The sequence below is a fragment of the Pseudomonas sp. GW822-FHT03F04 genome, assembly GCF_058801405.1.
The window spans coordinates 485312-505466 of record NZ_JBXANF010000001.1 but is presented as its reverse complement, the minus strand read 5'-3'; the positions used below and the strand labels follow the sequence as shown (position 1 = coordinate 505466).

24 protein-coding genes are annotated in these 20155 nt (G+C 53.0%); 23 read left to right on the top strand and 1 reads right to left on the bottom strand.

Going from position 1 to position 20155, the window contains the following annotated elements; translation table 11 throughout:
* The first annotated feature begins 31 nt into the window (after window positions 1–31).
* From AC1RMX_RS02415 to AC1RMX_RS02305, 23 genes are all read left to right on the top strand, one after another.
* Window positions 32–2266 (top strand): hypothetical protein, encoded by a 2235-nt coding sequence (locus AC1RMX_RS02415; RefSeq protein ID WP_493070284.1) that lies wholly within the window; start codon window positions 32–34, stop codon window positions 2264–2266.
* On the top strand, window positions 2263–2793 hold the full coding sequence (locus AC1RMX_RS02410; protein WP_493070282.1) for a hypothetical protein: 531 nt from the start codon (window positions 2263–2265) through the stop codon (window positions 2791–2793). The genes AC1RMX_RS02415 and AC1RMX_RS02410 overlap by 4 nt, the downstream gene beginning before the upstream one ends.
* A complete protein-coding gene (locus AC1RMX_RS02405; protein ID WP_493070280.1) occupies window positions 2777–3475 on the top strand; it encodes a hypothetical protein in 699 nt (232 codons plus the stop codon). The genes AC1RMX_RS02410 and AC1RMX_RS02405 overlap by 17 nt, the downstream gene beginning before the upstream one ends.
* 66 nt (window positions 3476–3541) lie before the next feature.
* Window positions 3542–4156 carry a hypothetical protein gene (locus AC1RMX_RS02400; RefSeq protein ID WP_493070278.1) on the top strand — a complete coding sequence of 205 codons (615 nt, stop codon included), beginning with the start codon at window positions 3542–3544 and terminating at the stop codon, window positions 4154–4156.
* A gap of 163 nt (window positions 4157–4319) precedes the next feature.
* Window positions 4320–4832 carry a hypothetical protein gene (locus AC1RMX_RS02395; RefSeq protein ID WP_493070276.1) on the top strand — a complete coding sequence of 171 codons (513 nt, stop codon included), beginning with the start codon at window positions 4320–4322 and terminating at the stop codon, window positions 4830–4832.
* Between the two features lie 117 nt (window positions 4833–4949).
* On the top strand, window positions 4950–5741 hold the full coding sequence (locus tag AC1RMX_RS02390) for a lysozyme inhibitor LprI family protein (protein ID WP_493070274.1): 792 nt from the start codon (window positions 4950–4952) through the stop codon (window positions 5739–5741).
* 41 nt (window positions 5742–5782) lie between these two features.
* Entirely contained in the window at window positions 5783–6187 is a 405-nt protein-coding gene (locus tag AC1RMX_RS02385) for a hypothetical protein (protein WP_192559311.1), read from the top strand.
* Window positions 6188–6362: 175 nt separating this feature from the next.
* Window positions 6363–6761 carry a hypothetical protein gene (locus AC1RMX_RS02380; protein ID WP_192559310.1) on the top strand — a complete coding sequence of 133 codons (399 nt, stop codon included), beginning with the start codon at window positions 6363–6365 and terminating at the stop codon, window positions 6759–6761.
* A 28-nt stretch (window positions 6762–6789) separates the two neighbouring features.
* On the top strand, window positions 6790–7221 hold the full coding sequence (locus tag AC1RMX_RS02375; RefSeq protein ID WP_425220397.1) for a hypothetical protein: 432 nt from the start codon (window positions 6790–6792) through the stop codon (window positions 7219–7221).
* Window positions 7222–7230: 9 nt separating this feature from the next.
* Entirely contained in the window at window positions 7231–7692 is a 462-nt protein-coding gene (locus tag AC1RMX_RS02370; RefSeq protein WP_493070271.1) for an XAC2610-related protein, read from the top strand.
* Window positions 7693–7713: 21 nt separating this feature from the next.
* Window positions 7714–8763 (top strand): sel1 repeat family protein, encoded by a 1050-nt coding sequence (locus AC1RMX_RS02365; protein ID WP_192559307.1) that lies wholly within the window; start codon window positions 7714–7716, stop codon window positions 8761–8763.
* Window positions 8736–9176 (top strand): lysozyme inhibitor LprI family protein, encoded by a 441-nt coding sequence (locus AC1RMX_RS02360; RefSeq protein WP_493070269.1) that lies wholly within the window; start codon window positions 8736–8738, stop codon window positions 9174–9176. Before AC1RMX_RS02365 ends, AC1RMX_RS02360 begins: the two co-directional genes overlap by 28 nt.
* Window positions 9177–9222: 46 nt before the next feature.
* Entirely contained in the window at window positions 9223–9819 is a 597-nt protein-coding gene (locus tag AC1RMX_RS02355; protein WP_493070267.1) for a hypothetical protein, read from the top strand.
* Between the two features lie 99 nt (window positions 9820–9918).
* Window positions 9919–11313: a TIGR01777 family oxidoreductase gene (locus AC1RMX_RS02350; protein ID WP_493070265.1), complete on the top strand. Its 1395-nt coding sequence runs from the start codon at window positions 9919–9921 to the stop codon at window positions 11311–11313.
* 9 nt (window positions 11314–11322) lie between these two features.
* On the top strand, window positions 11323–13773 hold the full coding sequence (locus tag AC1RMX_RS02345) for an alpha/beta hydrolase (RefSeq protein ID WP_493070263.1): 2451 nt from the start codon (window positions 11323–11325) through the stop codon (window positions 13771–13773).
* Window positions 13770–14282 (top strand): hypothetical protein, encoded by a 513-nt coding sequence (locus tag AC1RMX_RS02340; protein ID WP_256580563.1) that lies wholly within the window; start codon window positions 13770–13772, stop codon window positions 14280–14282. The genes AC1RMX_RS02345 and AC1RMX_RS02340 overlap by 4 nt, the downstream gene beginning before the upstream one ends.
* A gap of 87 nt (window positions 14283–14369) precedes the next feature.
* Entirely contained in the window at window positions 14370–14825 is a 456-nt protein-coding gene (locus AC1RMX_RS02335) for a hypothetical protein (RefSeq protein ID WP_493070485.1), read from the top strand.
* 4 nt (window positions 14826–14829) lie between these two features.
* Window positions 14830–15375: a hypothetical protein gene (locus AC1RMX_RS02330; protein ID WP_096817253.1), complete on the top strand. Its 546-nt coding sequence runs from the start codon at window positions 14830–14832 to the stop codon at window positions 15373–15375.
* Entirely contained in the window at window positions 15362–16210 is an 849-nt protein-coding gene (locus AC1RMX_RS02325) for a tetratricopeptide repeat protein (RefSeq protein WP_493070261.1), read from the top strand. Before AC1RMX_RS02330 ends, AC1RMX_RS02325 begins: the two co-directional genes overlap by 14 nt.
* Window positions 16211–16212: 2 nt before the next feature.
* Window positions 16213–16971 carry a lysozyme inhibitor LprI family protein gene (locus tag AC1RMX_RS02320; RefSeq protein ID WP_493070259.1) on the top strand — a complete coding sequence of 253 codons (759 nt, stop codon included), beginning with the start codon at window positions 16213–16215 and terminating at the stop codon, window positions 16969–16971.
* A gap of 40 nt (window positions 16972–17011) precedes the next feature.
* Window positions 17012–18121: a tetratricopeptide repeat protein gene (locus AC1RMX_RS02315; RefSeq protein WP_493070257.1), complete on the top strand. Its 1110-nt coding sequence runs from the start codon at window positions 17012–17014 to the stop codon at window positions 18119–18121.
* Complete coding sequence (locus AC1RMX_RS02310) at window positions 18118–18723, top strand: lysozyme inhibitor LprI family protein (RefSeq protein ID WP_493070256.1); 606 nt, start codon at window positions 18118–18120, stop codon at window positions 18721–18723. The genes AC1RMX_RS02315 and AC1RMX_RS02310 overlap by 4 nt, the downstream gene beginning before the upstream one ends.
* A gap of 12 nt (window positions 18724–18735) precedes the next feature.
* Window positions 18736–19167, top strand: a complete 432-nt coding sequence (locus AC1RMX_RS02305) for a hypothetical protein (RefSeq protein ID WP_375744503.1) — start codon at window positions 18736–18738, stop codon at window positions 19165–19167.
* A 56-nt stretch (window positions 19168–19223) separates the two neighbouring features.
* Here the strand turns inward: AC1RMX_RS02305 and AC1RMX_RS02300 are convergent, their stop codons facing one another.
* Window positions 19224–19592 (bottom strand): DUF6124 family protein, encoded by a 369-nt coding sequence (locus AC1RMX_RS02300; protein ID WP_493070254.1) that lies wholly within the window; start codon window positions 19590–19592, stop codon window positions 19224–19226.
* Window positions 19593–20155: the final 563 nt, after the last annotated feature.

The window sequence follows — 20155 nt, the reverse complement described above, 5'->3', positions numbered from 1 at the left end:
TTGGAAAAATGTTTGAATACGGACACAAACTATGTTGATTAGCCCCCCCTTTGCTCCTATAGCTGCTGCAAATGAGCGAGATCAAGATTACTTAAGCCGAGCCATGATCGGTGGTGAGCCGGGAAACGGTGCTTTCCCTGTCAGTCACGATATGGGATGGCATGGTGGTATTCACCTGACAGCCCCAGAATCTGGTAATGCACACTTACCAGTCCGTTCAATTGCAGATGGAGTTGTTGCTTATTTTCGAGTGCCAGAGCCTAAAACCGATGCATTGGATCACCCTCTTAATTACCGCGGAGGCTGGACCGATAGCGGGTGTATAGTTATAAAGCACGAAACAGAAGTGGGAGAGGGAGCACAAGCAAAAGTTGTGTTTTACTCAATTTATATGCATCTGTCATCGATAGCTCTGGCTGATATTCATAAAGGTTTGCGTGTCTATAGAAAGGATGTGTTAGGGGCGGCTGGTAGCATATATGGTGCGGATAATAAAATTCATTTTGAAATAATTGCTAGTCAAGAACACGTATCGCGGTTGGTGGGACGGGCTAGCGAAAAGCTAGCTATTTTGGCAAGTGGCCGGACTGATAGTCACTGGGGAGATACGCACTTTCATCTTCCGCCGGAAGTTGTTTTTTATGCTGAGCCACCTAGCGATCTCAGAAGCGCGATAAATAGTTCTGCGATAATCCATCGTCCGACAGAAGCATATTTTGTCAGAATGAACTACGACCAAGGTCAGTGTACTGTTACTACCTATGATGAGAAAGGTCAGAAGAAAGGAGAGCGTAGAGAAGCTCAAGATTATGAGTATAAGCTATATAAAACCGCATCTACGGTTTATCCTGACTGTCCAAGTGCTGGCTATGAGCTGCTAAAGTTCGGAAAAGTACTTGGTCCCGATCAACTTCAACCAGTCGATGCCGCTCATTGGCGTCAAATTGCATATTCAGATGGAGTGGGTTGGGTCAATCTCAATGGGCCCACTGTTACATTTTACAGTGATGCGGATTTTCCTCATTGGTCAGGCTGGCGCTTGGTAGATGATGACAATAATGGAGACGGACGCTGTCAATCACGTATTGTCTTGGATCTATTAGGTGTGGTGGAAGTCCCATCAACACAAGAGGAGCGCGAAGCATGTAAATCTTTATTGTTGCTGCAAGAAAACCAGGAAAAACTGAAACGATTGATCTTTAAGTTTCCTAGTGAATGGAAGAAGAGTGATTTCAATGGTCGCTACGGTTGGTTGTTGGAAGGAACTATACCTATCGTAACGTCGGAAGGCTTTCAGAAACTAAAGCTGCATTATGAAATGTTAGCTTTTTGGGAGGATGGTGAATTTAATGATATTGATTCAGAACACTGGCACTTTCATCCAAAAGTTTTTGTGGAGACTTTTAGGAAGTGTGCTTGGTTTAGTTTGGAAGAGTTGGCATATACGCTGCCGAAATATCACTTTTACACTCAAGTAGGTAGCAACTGGGTTGCGACGACAGTAGGCAATCCTAATCTATTTCAAATATCGCACTCGGCGGCCAAGACTAGGTTGAGCTTGTATTATGTTAATTTGAACAAAGCTATGATTAAATATGGCATAACAACAGTCACTCGAAGAACGCATTTTTTGGCGCAAGTAATACTAGAGACAGGGCGCTGGAGAACCGTCACCGAAGTTGGGACAGGGAGCCCACATCCAAGCTTGCCCATGGCGCAATATTATGCAGCTTTTTATGGGCGTGGAATTATGCAGCTGACGTGGGCCGGACTATATGAGAAATACGGCATTTACAGATCTGTAAGATCTCTACCTACTGTTCCCAATGGAGGTTACGACGACCCAAGAATTACAGCCACCTCTACTCACTACTGGGAGGACCCCACTCTACGCGATTCCCATAACCAAATTATTGGGGTTGTCGGTACTCCGCATCGTTGGGCGCCGCGATATGATCCAAACTTGATTGAAAGTGACTCGTACAATGCGTGTGATAGTGGCGGTTTTTTTTGGGTGTCGACATTTATTAATCAGTCTGGCGCTATGAATATTAATAGACATTGTGATAAACCTTTTACCCCTGTAATAGTCGGTGCTGTTTCTACAGTGGTTAATGGTGGTACTAATGGCTATCATGAAAGGCAGGCTTATGCACAGTACATATATCGATTTTTAAGTGAGTCTACTGATACAAGTTCTACGGTGAACTTGAGTACCCCGAGACAGCATATTGTCGTGCAGTTTGCAATGAGTCGGCCATCATGAAGAATATCGTAATTCTATTTTCTGTATATATATTGAGCACTGTTTTTGCGTTTGGCGATGGAGGGGGAAAGGTTCCAGAGGTTGTAAACGTTCCAGAAGTCGTGCGGCTGAAAATTTTAAAAGAAAATGAAATGCAAAGCGCGGATGTGCATTTTTTACCTAGGGGTACAGTTGGTTTTAATGGCGCGTATGTAAGTGCGGTTGTGTTCGAAGATAAAATTAAAAACTGCTCGGTTTTTATATACTCTGAGGATGATCTCTACGGGGCATATGACGGGGTGCCTTGTGAATTTATAGGCACAGCCGAAATAGATTGGTCAAGAGGGGCGGTGGTGCCGGATATCTACTATAGAGTTAATGTATTTTCGCTTAGGTTAGGTGCTAACGTTAATGACCTTGTTGCATTTTATTATGACTCCGATGCAAAGAAATTTTGCGAAAGTAAGTCATTGGCTACCTGGCTGACAAATGGGAATAAGAATATCCGTCCTAATCTAAATGATGGGATTTGTGGCACCGTTCAATAGAACGCAAAAGAAAAGAAGGAAAAAGGGGACGGATTTATTGATAAAGAGGGGACGGATTTATTTGTTCTGGATGATTCGACTAATCGGACTGCTGTTTTCTATCTATAGTGGTGCTGCTTATTCTAGTTCAGTAGAGCATGGCCTGGTATGCAAGGAAGCTGATCAGAATTCCGATTCCGCTAGCTTGGCCCTTTCTTTTGAAGGGGAAATCTTTTTTCTTGATAATACTGATCGCGGATGCCGGTCAGATTATGTTGTTAGAGAAGCGTCAGGAGCAGAGAATGAAGTTGTTATATTTTCTTATCCAACAAGTGATGATATGGGCCTAAATGCTCAGGTGATGATTTTTTCTGCTCTAGCTAAGGGCGGAAAAGCCAACTATATCGGAGATATTCCTGCTAGTGCTTCGGAACTGGAGGATGGGACTTACAAAGACATTCAACAGTCTGGTGGTTCAATATACAAGAATTTTTATCGTATTGAAGACTTTAGAGATGTGATTTTGACGCGAGGCAAAGAGTTAATTATTTCTGGTGAGTATTGTGTTTATAAGGAAATAGATGCCGCTGTTTGCCAGAAAGTGCGAGGTACCTTTAAAAAGCCTTTGTGCGTTCTCAACAGTGGCGAGCGTAAAGTCTTTGCTGATATGAGTGAGTGTGCTGATATGAAAGAGAACTTTTAAGAGTTTACGAAGCCAGAACCAAGGAGTGAAAAGGGGACGGATTTATTTGGCTAAAAGGACATTGTGATGAAAATTTTGTTTCTGCTGTTCAGTGGTTTTTATTTCATTGCATTTTTTTTGCCAATTGCTCAACCAGCATCTCTGGATAGCTGTGGTGTTTTAATTCCCGAGGTTCCCGGCTTCAAGTTGAACGTGAGGGCAGAGGGTGGTGTGTGCTATGGCGAACTTGTTTCGAATGTCAATTTAAATCCAGATGTTTTGACAGAAGAAAATGTTTTCCTGATTGAGCCTGTTGAGTTTGAAAAGAGCTTAGCAGCATCTGGACGTTTTGATGGAAGTGGTAGATATATCTACAACTACGCTGCGGATGCTTCGTTTCAGCAAGGATTGGAAACGGGAACGGTAGATCTTGCTCATTCGTCAGCGTCGGGTTCCGCCGAAGTCAGAGTATTAATATCTCCCTTCATGCTCTGGAGTTCTGATGATGAAGTTGCCGCTGCCGAGAGCAAATTCTCTTTGGAAAAGAATGGCCTGTGGTTCGATTGCTTTTATGGGTTGAAAGGTGTGAAAGGTGCGACAGTCACATTTTCTGCATGTTTACCTAGGTCAAATCTAAAAAGTGATCCGAAGCTAGGTGATATTAAAGCGTCATTTGAGGCTGTGATGCCTAGCAAGATTTAGTTAGATAAAGCGCAAAGAGGGGCGAATTTATTTGTTGCGCTCGGTTTTGCGAAAATAGATTAGTCCGGTTTTTTATCTATTTTCTTCGATTCTTCGTATGGGGTCGGCCTTTCTCAAGGTGTTGTAAGGCCTGGTGAAAATTATTTTATTATGAATGTTTGATATGAAATATTTAGCTTTTTTTATAGTCGGTATTGTTCCATGTTTAACATGGGCTTCTGATAGTGAAGTCTGCAATGTTCAGAAGGATTCAGTCAGTTTTATTTCCGATTGGAAAATCGGCGAAAGCAAAATTAAAGTGTTGTCGACACAAGACGGCAAGGAGCTTCTAGTCGATCATGGAAGGGTCGTTTTTGTCGGCGATTTGAATGATGATGATATCGATGATTTCATCTTTGAAGCATCAACTGGTGTCGGCTCAAGCGGTGATCGAGTTTTTAGTTTTTTACTTCAGTGCCACGGGTATTTGAAGTTGATTGGTGCTAGCTACTTTGCAAAAGTTAAAGTTCTGGATTTTGGAGGTGAGCAGGAAAACGTTTTTAAAGATATCAAGGTTTATTCGTATAAGCGGGAGTCAAACGGCAGAATAAAATACAAAGATGGAGAGCCCTTGACTACTCCGCACATTTGGCGATTCAACTCTGAGTCTCAGAAGTACGAAGGGGAGTCGGAGTAACTGGGGTCGGCGGGTAAGTATCAAAAGAGGTGGGTTTGTCTGTTGCGCTCTTTGGTTTTTATGGCGAGATGTTTAAATAGATCTGCATCACTTGTTAGTCGATCAAGCTCAGGCGAGATGATTTACAAGCTTTTATTGATTTTCCAGGTAAACAAAGGAATGAAAGTGTTTAGATTCGGCGTTGTTTTCTTGCTGTCATTGCTGTCGTCTCTTGCCAAGGCAGAGGGAACGTTTATCGCAACGGTGCTTCAGGCAGATTTTTCCAAAGATCCAGAAATACGACTGCTCGTCAGGGTTCTCGACGTAGGAGGGGGGCCGGGTGATACCTCTATGGCTCTTCGTAAAGAGTGTCTGGAGCGGGTTAAGTCAGCCGATCGCCCCGGTCCGGACCCATGCTTTTCGATTGAAATCACCGAGAGCAAAAAACAACGGGCCATCGTTCGCCAAACGCTGCTGAATGATCCTCAGCGCTCAACCGACCCGATCTATCTGGAGATTGTTTACCAGTCTGAAGTCAGTGCGACCGATCCGACCAATCATCATAGGCGCTCTGCCTGGCTGAAGATTGAAGAGAACGGTTTCTACAATTGGAACAACGAAACCAAGCAGGCGTTGGCGGACGTTGTGTGGCCAACTGCGTCGAGTGGGACGCTTGATCTGGTTGTTACGGATACGGATGCACTGCTCAACCTCGTTTACCGGGAGCGCATGGAACGGTTGGACGAAAATGCACAGAAAGGCCTGAGAGAAACCCAAAGGGCCTGGATGAAATTTCGCGATGCGGAGTGTCTGCCTGAGCCGAAATCGTCTAAGTCGGTTTTCGGGGAATGGTCGGACTCCTGTTTGATTCGCGCGACGATAGAGCGAGCCCGTCAATTGGCTATGGCTCCGGACAAGAGCAAACAGTGAACTAAAGCATTTGATCAGCAGGTTTATGGAGTGGGTGAGTCTTGAAAGGATTGTCGCTGTTTTCAGTTTTGTGTTTTTCATGTTGTGCATTTGCAGGCAACGCACGAGGGCCGGTCGTCGATATATACAAAGCCGATGTCGCTTACGTTTCCGGAAAACTGGTCCGTTACTACCAAACGTTCGATAGTCCCTGCGTCAATATTCAGATTCTCAAGCCTGGGGGACAAGGGGCTGCAAGCGACTCGATGGAGTTCTGCGACATTGAAGGGAAGAACTTTAACAACGGCTTCTCCGACGTCTCATTGGATAAGGCCACGTTTTCCGACACCGAATTGCAGTTGACCTTCAAGCTGATGTCGCTGGTTGGAGTGAATGAAACTACCGAATTATGCAGATTCCGCGTTGATGGTGAACATCTCGCAGAACCTGAATGTACGGCGCAGTAAGGGTCGTGCATTGCATATCGGTCAGCCATGCCATCGGAGATTCAGAGTGAAAGTCGTTCCCCTGTTGTTCCTGGCGTTGACGTGGGCGTTGTCCGCAAACGCAGCGCCAGCCGGTGTCAGTACAAGCCATACAATGCCCACCGCGATGGTCGCTGCACTCACAAAGGAAGACCAAATGCCTGCCGAGAGTTTTCGCGCCATTGCAGATGGCGTGGTGAACTGGAGCGGTGGAACGATAGCTGCCGTGGTGATTGAAGATCCGAATGGTATTTGCGCGATTTACAGGTATCAAGACGGCCGGTTGGATCTGCCTTTTGACGGCGTGCCTTGTAAGTTTCTGGGGCCACCCACGCTGATGTCGGACAGAAAAACTGCTTTGCCCGATGTCGTGTTCGCCGTCGAGTTGTTTGTCCCCAACCGGGGCGGGATGGCCAAGCACAAGGTCGCGTTTTATTACGATGCCGAGAAGAACGCTTATTGCGAGAGTCAGTCGCTTGCGAGTTGGTATCTGTTGGGAAATCGGGCGCTGGCTCCTAATCTTCGGGACGGTCAGTGTGTAGCGGGATCGGAATAGGCCCGTGCCCCTGATCTCTCATAAGGAAATGAACGTGAAAAAAGCACTTCTTCTGCTGGTCAGCCTCTTCCCCCTGATGGCTTATGCGGAGGTCACCACCGAATCACTTTGCTTCGAACTTTCACAGGACAGCCCGGTGAAGTTCGAACTGCGTACCTACTACGACTCATCCAGCAAGTGGTCAGGTGGATTCGTCAAGTACGCCAAGTCCAGCGAGCCGATTTCCATTGTGCTGACCGACTCCGAAAGCGAAATCCTCGACCCGGAAGCCCCTTGGCAACACACCCGGACGTGGTCTGAAGTGGTTTACGGCAAAGTAACGGGCACCTACGAACTGATGACTCAAGGCTCGCAGATTGTCTCGATGTCGTACACGAAGAAGTCCAACGGCAAGACATACAGTTTCATGGTCAATACCTTTGTCGACTCGACACTGGAGTCCGGATGCAAGTGGGAGTAGGGCGAGCACATGCCATTCAAAACTCTGGCGCTATCACTGCTCGGCCTGCTGTGGACTGTGCCGGTGTGGGCCGAAACCACCACGTTTATTCCCACCCAAGGCGTCGAAGCAACATGGGTTCTCGAAGGTTCCACGCTGAACGTCTCTGTTAAAAGCGCAGCCCATAGCGAGTCGCAGGCAATCGATTTTCAAGCGGAAAAACCGCTGCATATGCAGATCGGCGATTTCAATTTCGACGGTATGAAGGACTTTTCTGTCTGGCAGATTGATGACGGGATGGGTACTTACTCCTACTTCAGAGTCTTCATCTACCAACCTGAGACAAACCGTTTCGAAGAGGCTAAGCCCGATTGCGGCGATGGCTTCGTCAACCTGCGCGTAGACAAAAAGCGTAAGGCGTTGCTCAGCACTTATTGGGGCATGAGCGGGCCAGAGCAATGCATTACCCGATTCACCAAACGCAAGACCTGAATGGCTCAAGGAAGAACACTGTTGAAACGATTTTTTGCGGTACCGAGTTGCGGTATGACAACACGCAGGCTGAATCAGTGGCTTTCCGTTGCATTGTTGAGCACCGGCCTGTTCACAAGCGCCTTCGCCTCTACTGAACAGCAATGCCCGGCTAACAACTTCGCTGACTTCGTCAAAGCCTTTTCATTGGACTCGGCGGTACAGAAAGCGTTTACCGCGTCGCCGATTCAGGCAACTCATGTCGTGGCTGAAGGCAACATACCCAAGGTTGTCGTGCGCAGCGTCAAGCATTTGCCCGCCGATGAATTGAGCGTGCTGGGTACGGTAAATGCTGCCGCGTTGAGCCTGTCTACCGAGATCGCATTTCCGAACAGGGTGGTCGTGCGTGATCAGCAGGGTACCTTCTTGAAGATTTTCGTCTTCAAACACAGCGACTGCTGGGTGCTGAACAGTGTTGAAGACTGGACGCTCGAAGCGGTGATGGATGACGTGGCTCGAACAGATCACCCTTCACCCGGTGAGCGCGAGTTGAAGAAAGGCGTGATGTTCGATCGGCTGGTCAACAAGGCATCAGGTGAATCCGGTGTCTCTTTGTACGCGGCAGCGCTGGACAGCTATGTGGACGGCGCCCGCAAAGGTTCGGCCCAGGCGGCAGTGGCGGCCGCGGGAATCAGTCTTTCCGGGCAGGCACCGCGATTGCCGAATGAACAGATTCTGGAGCTCATGAATCAGGCATTTCAGAGTAATCCCGACAATGGCGTGTTCCTCTCCTTGTTTTACTGCGATGAGGGTGAGTACGACGATCACAAGGCCTGCATCGATCCGCAAAAATCGATGGCGACATTGGAAAGCGCCGCGCTACGAGGCTCTAGCCACGCACTCCTGCGATTGGGTGACGTCTACGAAGCCGGCACGGTCGTCGCTGCTGATCTGCCCCGTGCAATGGCCTGTTACCGCGAGGCCAGCAAGACCGAGCTTAAGTCGGGCCCTGCTGCGGTCGAGCGCTTGTCGGCCCGAGGCGTCGTCATGGACAACTCAATTGAATGTATTGGCGCAGGTGGCACTCAGTGAATGTCGCGCGTTGGATGTTTTGTGCATTTGTGGCGATGTCAGTCTCGTCAGTCAGTTTTTCCCAAGATGCAGGTTGTGAGGCAGTAGCGGCTGGGCAACGTGACGAGTGCGCAGAAAAAGCGATGAAGGCTGCCGATCGTGTCCTTAATGACAGTTACGACGCGGTGATTGATAGAGCAGGGTTTCGGTATATTTTTCAGTACCAGTCTCGGCATGAAGAGCATAAGGCGTTTCTAGATCGACTGAAAAACTCCCAGCGGGCATGGATAAAGCTGAGGGATTCGAACTGCAGGCTTGAGGGGTTTGAGAATGAATGGGACACGACATCCTATTCTGCAGATCTGAACAGATGCGCCGCGAAGATGAGTCTGGAGAGAGCTTCATATTTGGACGGTATCCTTCCTGCACATTGATGTTGTACTGATTAATGTTTTTGCTTGGTTGGGTGGGGATATGGGAATGCGTAATAAGGCCATTCAATTGAGCGTGCCCCAATCCTGTTTCACCTGGGGGCTCGCGTTCTGCACGGCACTTCTATCACCGACAGTATTTGCTCAAGAATCCACCTGCGAGTTTCACGACGTCCAGTCAACCCTTGAGGTGGTCAGTTGCCTCAACGAGGGCGCCGTGGAAGTCTTGAAGCTGTCGCCGCGCAATCATCCAGCTTATGAGAGTGATATAGACCGCCTCTCTACGTTTATCGTGCGGGGTCATGACCTCAACGAGGTCAAGAAAACGGTGGGGATGAGTGCTTTGTCGTCGCCCTACAACTTGCTCGTCAAGTTGCCGAATGCTGAGGGAATCATGTATTTCGATCAGTTGCCCGAATCAGCCACTAAAAAACTGACGATACCAGGCTGGGTACTGATGGATGCGCGGGATGTCGTGTATGAACGACAGGGTGGCGGGGAAGGTTTTGGACTTGTATGCAGTACCCATGGAAAAGCGACCGGCTCTGAATATGTAGTCGTCACCCAATGTAATGGCTTTTACGAAGAAGATATTGCCAGGTTGAAGAGTTTATTCGGCGTGATCGACGCTCACTCCGCGCAATAGAGATCACTGAACGCGACCAAACGTTTTGTCTTCGCGCGACTGACACCCCCCATTTTCCTTTAAACTCCCCGCCCTCAAGGAATACGCTCAGGACACGGAATGCCAGCCCCCTCTTTCTCTCTTCGCTCCGCGATGGTGCTTTGGCTGTATGCCGCGGCAATCGTGCATGTGCTCGCCGGTCTCACGTTGACCTGGGCCGGTCATTCCGGATTACTCGACGGCTATTTGCACACCCTCGAACTCGCCTTCTGGGGCGCCGATGCGGTTCCCGCCGCCGGCCACGAGCAGCAGGTGTGGTGGCTCGCACTGTTCGGCGCGACGCTGCAAAGTTATTCGCTGTACATGCTCGCGTTGGTGCATCTCGGCAACCGTCTTAGAGCTCCCGCAATTTGGGGATGGTTGATGGCGGGCGTGCTGTTATGGGCGCCGCAGGACATGTGGCTTTCGGCGCAACAGCAAGTCTGGTCGCATCTGTGGCTCGACGGTTTTGCGCTGCTGGTGCTGTTGCCGCCGCTGATCTGGTTGTTGCGTCATGATCGTCGGAAGTCTCCGCCAGAAAGGGCCGTGAGCAAATCCAACCCGTTTGCCGGCGGCGCCTACAAGCGGGTACTGATCACCGGTGGCACCGGGTTTATCGGTGAAGCCGTGGTCAATCAGTTACTCGACGCCGGCCACACGGTCAGCGTGTTGGCGCGGGATCCGTTGAGAGCGGCGAACCTGTTTGACGGTCGCGTTCGCTGTGTGCGTTTGCTGAGCGAACTCGGCTGCGACGAACCCTTCGACGTGGTGATCAATCTGGCCGGCGCACCAGTCGCCGGGCCGCGCTGGAGCCCCGAGCGGCAGGCGCAACTGATCGCCAGTCGGGTCAACACCACTGAAGCGTTGATGACCTGGCTGAAAAACGCCAGGCACAAACCCGCGCTTTGGATTCAGGCCTCGGCCATCGGTTTTTACGGTGTGCGTGATGCCAGCGAAAGCCTCGATGAACAGGCCAGTAAGGGCGTCGGTTTCATGGCCGAGCTCTGTGCGCGTTGGGAGGCTTCGGCGCAACCCGCGACGCAGTTTGGCGTGCGTCAGGTTGTGCTGCGCCTCGGCGTGGTGTTTGGTCCGGGCGGTGCGCTGCTGCCATTGCTGATTCCGTTTCGCCTGGGTTTCGGCGGGCGCATGGGCGATGGTCAGCAGATCATGAGCTGGGTGCACCGCGACGATGTAATTCAGGTAATCGCTCGATCCTTCCACGATGAAAATTTGCGCGGCACCTACAACATGGTCGCGCCTGAAACGGTCAGTCAGGCAGCGTTCGCCGAGAACGTCGGCAAGGTCCTCAAGCGCCCGGTGTGGTTCCACATTCCAGCCGCGCCAGTGCGTGTGTTGGCCGGGGAAATGGCTCAGCTGTTCTTCGACGGTCAGCGTGTGGTGCCGCAGCGTTTGAGCGAGGCGGGCTACACGTTCCGCTATCCGACCCTCGACGCCGCGCTGCGCGATCTGGCCTGAGGATCGCCCATGAGCAAGCCTCTGATGTACCTGCTGGCCGGCAACGGCAGCGCCGCCGATTGGTGGGATGACGCGCTGCCGCATTTTCAGCGTTACACCGTGGTGCCGCTGGAGCTGCCGGGCTTCGGCGCCAACCCGCAGCCACCCTGCGAGGATCTGGCGGATTACGCCCAGACCTTGTTGGCGATGACGCAAAAGGGCAGTGCGATCATGGCCGTCGGGGTCAACGCTTTGCTGGTGCTGCATGCGCTGCAACGTCGGCCCGGGCACTTTTCTCGCAGTGTATTGCTGGCGCCGGTGGGCGCCTTTTTGTGGCAGCGCCGATTGCCGGCGCTGATGTCACCGCTGCCAATCCGCAAGTCCATTCATTGGCTGCTGTCGAACAGACCCACGCTGTTCGCGCGCAAGTTTTCCAACCAGACTTGGACGCCCGCGCAGTACCAGCGCATGGGCGCCGGTTATGCGCGCTGCCGTGCGTTTGTGCCGCACTGGGATCTGATCCGTGCCGACACCGCGCTGCCCTTGCTGGAGTGGATCACCGACCCGGTCGAACTGGTCTGGGGCGATCAGGACAAGGTGCTTGGCATCGAACAAGCGGCGGCATGGTCGGCGATTCTTGCGCGCGCGGATCTGACCATCAGCCTGAAACCCGGTTGGGGTCATTACCCGTGGATCGACGCGCCCGCGCAGTTTGCGCAGTGGCTGGAGTCGGGCGAGCGCGGCTTCGTCGCGCACACCAAGGGCGGGCGTTTGCGTCTGGCGGAACTGGCCCGGCAACCGGTGCCGACGGCGCTGACTCTCAACGATTGCAACGATCCGCGACTACCGACCTTTCTCGCCAGCCAACCACAGGCGAGCTGGGCGGTGCGTTCCTCCAGTTATGGCGAAGATCAGGCCGACTCGGCGAATGCCGGTTTGAGCACGACCTATCTGCGCGAGCCGGCCGCCAACGTGCCAGCGCGTATTGCCGCGCTGACTGCCGAAGGTGTCGAGGAAGTGGTGGTGCAGCGCTTCATCACGCCGCAGGTGTCGGGCATCGCGTTTGTGCGTCATCTGTCGGTGGAACTCGAATGGGTTGAAGGTCATCTTGAGTCCCTTGCCGACGGCCAGATCAGCCCGGAACGAGCGACGCTTTCGCGGCTCGGCGATGCCTGGCGCAGCGGCACGTTCACGGCCACCCATGGGTTGGCCGAAGACGTGCTGTGGCGCTTTCTCCAGGATGTCTTGCGGGTGTTTCACTATGTGCCGGGCGATGTCGAATGGGCCTGGGACGGTACGCAACTGTGGCTGCTGCAATACCGGCCGATCAGCGACTACGGCTGGCGCCGGCACCTGACTGCCGCCAACATCGCCGAGATCCTGCCGCCGCAACCCAGCGTGCTGGTGGAGTACGCCCAGCGCCGGGCCGCCGCGAGCATTCCGGCGATCATGGCCCGTTGGGATGCGCGGGTGTTGCAGGACAACGAACCGTTCACGGCGGTATTTGGCGGCGCGTCCTACATCAACAACGACCTGTTTCTCGCACGATTGGCCGACTGGGGCATCAGCGCCAGCAACTATGCCGGTGAAGTCGGCGGCGCGACTCCACATCTGCCGTGGCGACCGCTGCGGATGATGCGTTCGCTGCCGTTGTTTTTGCGCATGCAGCGTATCGCTCGCGGGCATTTGCTGAGCCTTGAACACGGCTTGCAGCGCTTCGACAAAGAGCTGACCGACCTCGTCGCCCAGGGTGCTGACGGTCAGCAACTGGCCGACTGGTTCACCCGGTTTTATGTGTTCGTGGTACAGGGCAATCTGTGCATCGCCACGGCGCTGGCCAGCAGCGGCGGGGACTGGCTGGGCCGACCACCCACCGCTTACGACAACCTGGAAAACAGCCCCCATCGACTGCCATGGGAGACCGATCCCGCCACACCTCGACCCGCGTCGAACGCGCTGCCCTTACAGGCCTTCCCGCAATGGTCAGGGCTGATTCACCTCGCTCACTCGACCGGCCTGCCGGGCCTGCGTGGTTACTACCTGCAAGTGCGCGAGTGGTATCGCGACAACCTGATGCGCATCTTCTTCCGCCTGCATCACGCCATGCCGCTGGCGGATCGCGATCACTGGTTTGCGCCGCACCCGGACATCCGCACGCGCGACGGCAGCTTCTGGCAGGACGGCCGCGAAGGTGCCGAACAGGCCACCGGGTTCATGATTTACCCGGGGCAGGTGAGGGGCATTCTTGGCGCCGACATCTTGCTGGAAGACACCCTCGATCCGGGGCGTCATGCGCACTATCAGGCCGCGCGGGCGGTGATTGCGCGAATGGGCGGGCGGTTGTCGCATGGTTCGACGTTGTTGCGGGAACTGCGCAAGCCTTCGGCGGTGATGCCGCAGGTGGATCTGGCGTGGATCGGGTGCGAAGTGTTGTATCGGGATGGTGAGCTGGAATTGATGAATTCGAAGGATGTGAAGTGAAGCGACTGTCGTTGATGTGTATGGCCTGGTTGCCGATGGCGAGCATGGCGATGGATGTGTGCAATTCCGAGTCTGATACCAAGCACTTTCTCTCTCAGTGGTCAGAGAGTCGAGATAACAAGCCTGACGACATACTTTCCGGCCTCCACAAGGACCAATTTTCTGTGGAGTACGGCAAGGTTGTGTACCGCGGTGATCTCAATGACGACGGTCAGGAAGACTTCATTTTCACCTCCTACTCAAGTCGCGGATCAGCGGGTGACTCAACCTTCGCCTTCCTGATCCAGTGCCATGGTTACTTGAAGCATGTCGGTGGAGATTATTTCGCCAGAGTGAAGGTCTTGGATGGTCCGCCCAAGAACGGCGGAGACTTCAAAGACATCGCAATCTATTCCTACGTCAGGGATAAGCGCGACCAGATCAGTTACATGGGAAAAGACGCGTTAACTCGGCGTCATCTATGGCAATTCAACCCGCAGACACAGCGTTATGAAGGTCAGTCCGAGTAAGCCAACGGTTTCCCACTGCAGTTATGGAGTTAGTACTTGAAAGGATTTTCGATTGTTCTCGGCAGCTTGCTATCAGCTGCCTCTTCCATGGCATTCGCCGCCGATCCCGACTTCAAGGATTACGCCGTCACCCCCGTTTTCAGCGGCCCCAACCATGAACCGGTGCAGCAGGAACAAAGCAACCCGGTCATGGACGGCACCCGGGCGAAGGCCCTGCAAGGCAAGGTCAACTTCGCCGGCCATTACATCCTGTACAGGTTCGGCTGTGGCGGCGGCGCCATTTGTGGCGAAGTGCTGGACGCCCAGACCGGTGATGTCGTTGGCGGTCTTCCGAATGCCTATGACGGCAGCACTTTCGACACGACGTATTTGCCCGATAGTCGCTTGATCATCATTTCCGGCGTCACGCTCGATGGTGAAGAAGACACCCAGGGAAAACGCCTGGAAAACCGTAACCGGGATCGGTACTACGAATTCGTAAACAATGAGTTCCGGCTGCTTGGCATGACCAACGTGGAATCGCCGTCAATTGATGAGGAATGAGTGGATGAACCGACTACTCGCGGGCAGCCTTTCGCTGTTGCTCTCGTTTCCAGCTTTCGCTGCTCCCAAGGACGCCTACACCCAGCGCGATGTCATGCAATGTGGCGGCGTTGAAGTGGTGATGGTGTCGTCCTGCCGATCCGTGACGGTGGATGACGCGGAAACCCACCTCATCCCGGTTTGCTCCGACCAGACGATCAACATCGGCGGCAAAGTCTTGCGCCGCAACATCGACAAGGTTTCACAGCTCACGTCTGACGGTAAGAAAGCGAAGATGCTGAGTAACGTTGTCGTGGCGATGGATTGTGTGAAAGGAACCAAGGGCAGTCTTGTTTCGATAGGTGGCTACGGCGGTTGCGGTGCCTGTCCTGAATGGCACGGGTATTACTCGACAGTGGGGCGATTGGAGCAATACAGCTTCGATAATAATCAGCGCTCATTTGGTTCGAAGGGGTCCTGGGAAGAACTGATCAAGGCTTATGGCGTGACCAAGAGGCAGCTGCAGTCGGAAAGTCCCTCGGTTAAAAGGATCGACTATGGGCAGCCTTAAGCGGGTATTGATGATCGGCAGTCTGTGCAGCGCTATGAGCGCCTTTGCCGAGGACCCGCCGATAGTCGGTGTCGACGGGCACACGGTGTCGTTTCGGGCTACAGAATGGACGATGCCCGGTGTGGATTCGGCGACCGCATGGTTCACCGCCAATGGCAAAACCTTCCCGCTCTTTGGCGCCGATATTGGCGCCGATGGGCACTCCAATATGCTCAGTCCTGACAAGAAAACCTTGCTGCTCGACCCAGTGATATTCGGCATGTTGTCGGACGAAAATGGTGAAGAAAAGTTGGTGTCGCAACAGCATTGCACGGTTATCTCAATGGAGACTGGTTGCGTGTTGGCTGATCGTTCGGCCACTTTTTGTGTCGGGCAGTGGAAGGGCAATCAATGGGTTACCGAAGACGGCGATGTGCTCACTCCCGCCCTGGAGACGAGGTCTCCAAAGGACTTGCTGAAACATGTCACAAGTAACGAACTGGCGCAGTCTCGCGCAGAGTCCATCGAATGGGGCCTGGTCTATTTAAGTCCGGAGTCCTACATGGCGTGTCATGCCCCGGCGCAAAATGTTCAGGCCTATAACGACTTGGGCTTTTACCTGGCCGAGGGCGGCAAAGATGAGCTGGCGCTGAAGTTCTATCGCGGCGTTGAGGCCGTCGGCAAACGCACAGTGCTGATGTTGAACATCGCCGATTCACTCTGGCGCCTTGATCGCAAAGACGAAGCGCAGCGCTATTACAACCAGTACCGCGACGCGATGAGTGCGGACGGCAAGGCGCAGAAAATACCTCAACGCGTAGTTGAGCGATCCGTCATTCAGGGAATGAAACATTGAACATGTTTGTGCGCTTTATCGCGTTGTCCTTAGGCCTGCTGTCCGCTTCAATCGCGCTCGCTGAGGACAACTGCAAAGTCATTACGGTGAGCTGGCAATACGACGAGTGCGTGGAAGCTGAGCGGAAAGATGCCGACGCGAAACTCAATTCCAGCTACAAGAAATTGTTGGCTCGGTTCGAGTCTGGGTGGGAGTCTGAGCCTGAGGAGGGGAAGGCTTTCATGGTCATCGCCAGAGACTCGCAACGGGCCTGGATCAAGTTGCGCGACGCCACGTGCCCCCTTGAAACCACGGCTGCACAATTCGGGTCGGCGGCGCATACCATGGTTATCAACAAATGCGTCACCAGAATGAGTCTGGAGCGTGCCGTCTATCTTGACGCTATCGCACCTGATGGCCCGAGTGAGGTGGTCAATGTCGTTAACGTTTCGAAAGCTGCTTCTCAGCGTTTCGGCGATGTTGTGGTTCGCTATATCACTACGTTTGGCAACCCATGCCTGAACGTTCAAATTGTTGCACCGGATGGTAACTGGAAGGTGCTTTCCTCTACGCGGTTTTGCAGCTTTGACGGCAAACCGTTTTGGTCGGGTTATTCCTCTGCGGGGTTTGAGGATCATGTGTTCGCAGAAGATGGTTTGCATGTGACGCTTAGCCTGACAGAGCTTCGTTCTACTGGCGCCAAGCGCCTCGCCTGTGTGATTCCGATTCAGAACGAGCAGATCAAAGAGCTGAAATGCGGCGCACCTAAGTCCGGTTCCTAGTCGGCCAGGTTCTCCCGCGGCGTATCTGGACATCATCTGAATGAATCAAGGATCGAAGAAAGTGAAACGCGTTTTGCAGAGTGTTCTCTGCGTACTTACTTGTTATGTCATCGTCCCGGGTTCTCCCGCACTCGCTGCGCCCCAAGTCCTCAAGGAAATCCCGGCGAGCCTGCTGGGTGATGGGTCACGGCAAAACGTGTTCGTTCTGGCGGGAGATGCGGACGAGGCATCCAACCGGTTGTTGATCGCGCCGGTGCAAGCACGCAATGAGGACGTATTGCTCGATACGTCCAAGGCGTTGCCTCTGACGAAGAGTCAGTACTCGTCTGTTCTTCTGGATAGTTTCAGCGTTCGGGTTTTCAAAGGTCGGCCCGGTGTCATGACGGTTGTGAGTCCACTAGAGGAAGAGGCTCTGGTCAAGCAGCGGTTCGTTGACGCGGGGGACTACATTACGCTGGTGACCAATGAAGAAGACAATCCGGTTTATAACTTCAATCTTTTGTTCACCTTCAATAACGGCTCAAAGCAGTTTGAGCTGAAGAAAGTGCTGCTAGTGGTCAATAACAACTCCTGCGATCGTTCGCTTGTGAGCGTAGCGGAGTTTCCGATTGAGACGCTGGGCCCAACCACTCTGGCTTCATTCAACGGCCTTGAAGCGCTTAAAAAGTTGCGGGCTGCAAGCGTTGGCGGCTCGCAGGGCGGTTATAAAAAACTGATGACGGTCGATTCTGCTGATCTGTTGGATATGGCGCTGGCAGCCTACCGAAAGGGTGATGACCTCTCCTTCAAGGATACGATGAGCTACGCGTTGATGGACGGTGGCTCGCATGACACGTGCCCGCCCGACAGCTACATCGTCGAAAAGTACTACTACCCGCAGCGTCCCGGTTGGTCCAACGACTTCGGTTTTCTACTCGGCGAAGCGGGGCATTACGCCGAGTCGATTGAGTTGCTGAATGCAGTGATTGCCAACAACCCGGGCCGGACAGTTGCCTATCTGAATCTCGCTGATAGCTATTGGGGTGCGAACGATAAAGAGCGGGCATCGGCGGCGTACAAGCAATACGCGTCGCGTATGTTGGACGCGGGAAAGGCTTCGAAAATTCCTGCTCGGGTAGCTGAGCGCAGTGCCGGAGTGTCCGGATCATGATCAAACTCAAGGCGTTTTTTGGGCTGGTCGCGGGTGCTTCTTTGACTGCTTTGCTGGTTCCTGCGCATGCCAAGGAAACCTGCAATCCCGACAGCTTTTCCAATCCCGATATGATTATTTGCGGTCAGCAAACTTTCGAGAAAGTCGATGCGTTGTTGAATGAGCAATACAAGAAAGCGTTGGTCAGTTTGGCGCCTGCCGACAAGAAACAACTGACTGATGTGCAAAAGAAGTGGGTGCGCTTCAAAGAGGCGTATTGCGAGGATATCTATCAGTCGGCTTTGCCCGGTGCAGAGGCGCCCATCGAAAAGCTTGGGTGCCTGGTGCAAACGACCAATGCCCGGTTGGGGGAATTGGTTGCTCTACAGACTGGCATGATGATTGATGGCTTCTACAAAGCGGCATCCGCAATGGCCGGGGCCGGTGAGAACCGGGAGAAGGAAATGGTGGCCTCAATGGAGCGATTGGGAGGGGCGGAGCTCGATGATCCGCTATTTAAGCAATACGCTAGTGGGCACTGTGAAATGAGCGAACGTGTGCTCCGGGAAGATTTAGTCTATTGCACGGCGCGAATGCGCTTTCAGTTGCCTCTGAACCGTTAAGGATTGATCGGTTTGAAATCATTGTCTGTGTTTCTTCCTGCGTTTTTACTTCTCTGTCCACTGATGGCCCACAGTGAGATCAAAGCGGAGGTTTATTGCTTTCGCTCGAAAGAGGGCAAAAGCATCAATTTCGAATTCAGAACCTACTACGACTCCGTTTTGAAATGGAGCGGAGCGGGGGTCAGGTACAGCACCTCGAAGAAAGCTATTGATCTGGTTCACCGCAGTACTGAACAAGAAGAGTTGTTGTATGGGCGTCCGTATCAGTACACGACGACTTGGGTTGAAGTGGCTGACGGTGCGCTGACAGGTGAGTATCAAATGGTCACTCAGGGCGGCCGGGTGGATGGGATGACTTACACAAACTACAAATCTGGAAAAAAGTATTCGTTTGACCACGCTTTCAACATGGAGCCGTCACCAAAAGCGGGCTGTCAGTGGTGAGTCGTAATCACTGAAGAAGGGGACTCAACGTCCCCTTTTTTCCGCCCGTCATTCAGCTACGGCTTGGCTTGGTAATCTCGAAACTCAATGTGATCGAGCGTGCCTTCCACCATCAAGCGCACGCCATCCGCCATTCTGCTCAGGCCCAATGCCATCGAGCGGCGGGGGCCGTCGAGGTCGTCGGCCAGGTTGGCGGCGAAGGCGCTGATGGACAGGAGGTCTTCGGAGGCGTTGGCCATGAGGGCTTCGGCGTCGGCGTTGGGGCAGAGGGCGAACAGGCCGCCGAGGCGTTTGGGGCGTGGGGCTCTGGGTTTGAAGTGGTGGTCGAGGGCGCGTTCGGCGGCTTCGTGGAGTTTCTTTGAATCGGGGGATTCGTAGGGGGAGGTTTCTGGCGTTTCGGGTGGATTGGGTGTTGGTTTGATCATGGATGTCATCCCTGGAGTTAAGACGCTGACACCGTTTCGCTTTGCACTTCGAAATAGGTGGCAGCTGTGCGTTGGTGTGCAAGACCGGTCCAGGTGCCCGGCAGACCCGAAGGTCTCCGACGCACAGCCGCCATAACGATCCGCGAGCATAGGAAAAGGCTCGGCGAAATGCCATTGCGATTGTGCACCTGAACCGGACTTGCACGTCCGAGTCACCGATTTTGCGGCGACACATAGAGGCTATCGACGATGTTCCAGCCTGCCTAGTTCATGGACAGCACCGCAGTTTGAAGGACATTTCCCAAGGATTTGCGGGGTAGAGGAACAAGAAACCACTGCTATCGGCAGCTCCTACAGGAATGTGTTTCTTCAGGTGTAGGACGGGGGTGGTGTGACGCGGAGCGTCACGGGATGCATTCCCACGCGGAGCGTGGGAGCGATCAGGTTCAAGAATTGGGAAGCGTGACTTGGCAGTCATCATGCGAGAAAAGACCTACATCGTCTTCTATCAGTCTTGGATAGTGGCGAATTCGTCCGAATCCCTTACACTCCCCCAGCCGTTC

Coding starts and splice junctions, on each gene's coding strand:
- AC1RMX_RS02415 (WP_493070284.1), top strand. CDS start 32: ATGTTGATTAGCCCCCCCTTTGCTCCTATAGCTGCTGCAAATGAGCGA.
- AC1RMX_RS02410 (WP_493070282.1), top strand. CDS start 2,263: ATGAAGAATATCGTAATTCTATTTTCTGTATATATATTGAGCACTGTT.
- AC1RMX_RS02400 (WP_493070278.1), top strand. CDS start 3,542: ATGAAAATTTTGTTTCTGCTGTTCAGTGGTTTTTATTTCATTGCATTT.
- AC1RMX_RS02395 (WP_493070276.1), top strand. CDS start 4,320: ATGAAATATTTAGCTTTTTTTATAGTCGGTATTGTTCCATGTTTAACA.
- AC1RMX_RS02390 (WP_493070274.1), top strand. CDS start 4,950: ATGATTTACAAGCTTTTATTGATTTTCCAGGTAAACAAAGGAATGAAA.
- AC1RMX_RS02380 (WP_192559310.1), top strand. CDS start 6,363: ATGCCTGCCGAGAGTTTTCGCGCCATTGCAGATGGCGTGGTGAACTGG.
- AC1RMX_RS02375 (WP_425220397.1), top strand. CDS start 6,790: ATGAACGTGAAAAAAGCACTTCTTCTGCTGGTCAGCCTCTTCCCCCTG.
- AC1RMX_RS02370 (WP_493070271.1), top strand. CDS start 7,231: ATGCCATTCAAAACTCTGGCGCTATCACTGCTCGGCCTGCTGTGGACT.
- AC1RMX_RS02360 (WP_493070269.1), top strand. CDS start 8,736: ATGTATTGGCGCAGGTGGCACTCAGTGAATGTCGCGCGTTGGATGTTT.
- AC1RMX_RS02355 (WP_493070267.1), top strand. CDS start 9,223: ATGCGTAATAAGGCCATTCAATTGAGCGTGCCCCAATCCTGTTTCACC.
- AC1RMX_RS02350 (WP_493070265.1), top strand. CDS start 9,919: ATGCCAGCCCCCTCTTTCTCTCTTCGCTCCGCGATGGTGCTTTGGCTG.
- AC1RMX_RS02345 (WP_493070263.1), top strand. CDS start 11,323: ATGAGCAAGCCTCTGATGTACCTGCTGGCCGGCAACGGCAGCGCCGCC.
- AC1RMX_RS02335 (WP_493070485.1), top strand. CDS start 14,370: ATGGCATTCGCCGCCGATCCCGACTTCAAGGATTACGCCGTCACCCCC.
- AC1RMX_RS02330 (WP_096817253.1), top strand. CDS start 14,830: ATGAACCGACTACTCGCGGGCAGCCTTTCGCTGTTGCTCTCGTTTCCA.
- AC1RMX_RS02325 (WP_493070261.1), top strand. CDS start 15,362: ATGGGCAGCCTTAAGCGGGTATTGATGATCGGCAGTCTGTGCAGCGCT.
- AC1RMX_RS02320 (WP_493070259.1), top strand. CDS start 16,213: ATGTTTGTGCGCTTTATCGCGTTGTCCTTAGGCCTGCTGTCCGCTTCA.
- AC1RMX_RS02315 (WP_493070257.1), top strand. CDS start 17,012: ATGAATCAAGGATCGAAGAAAGTGAAACGCGTTTTGCAGAGTGTTCTC.
- AC1RMX_RS02310 (WP_493070256.1), top strand. CDS start 18,118: ATGATCAAACTCAAGGCGTTTTTTGGGCTGGTCGCGGGTGCTTCTTTG.
- AC1RMX_RS02300 (WP_493070254.1), bottom strand. CDS start 19,592: ATGATCAAACCAACACCCAATCCACCCGAAACGCCAGAAACCTCCCCC.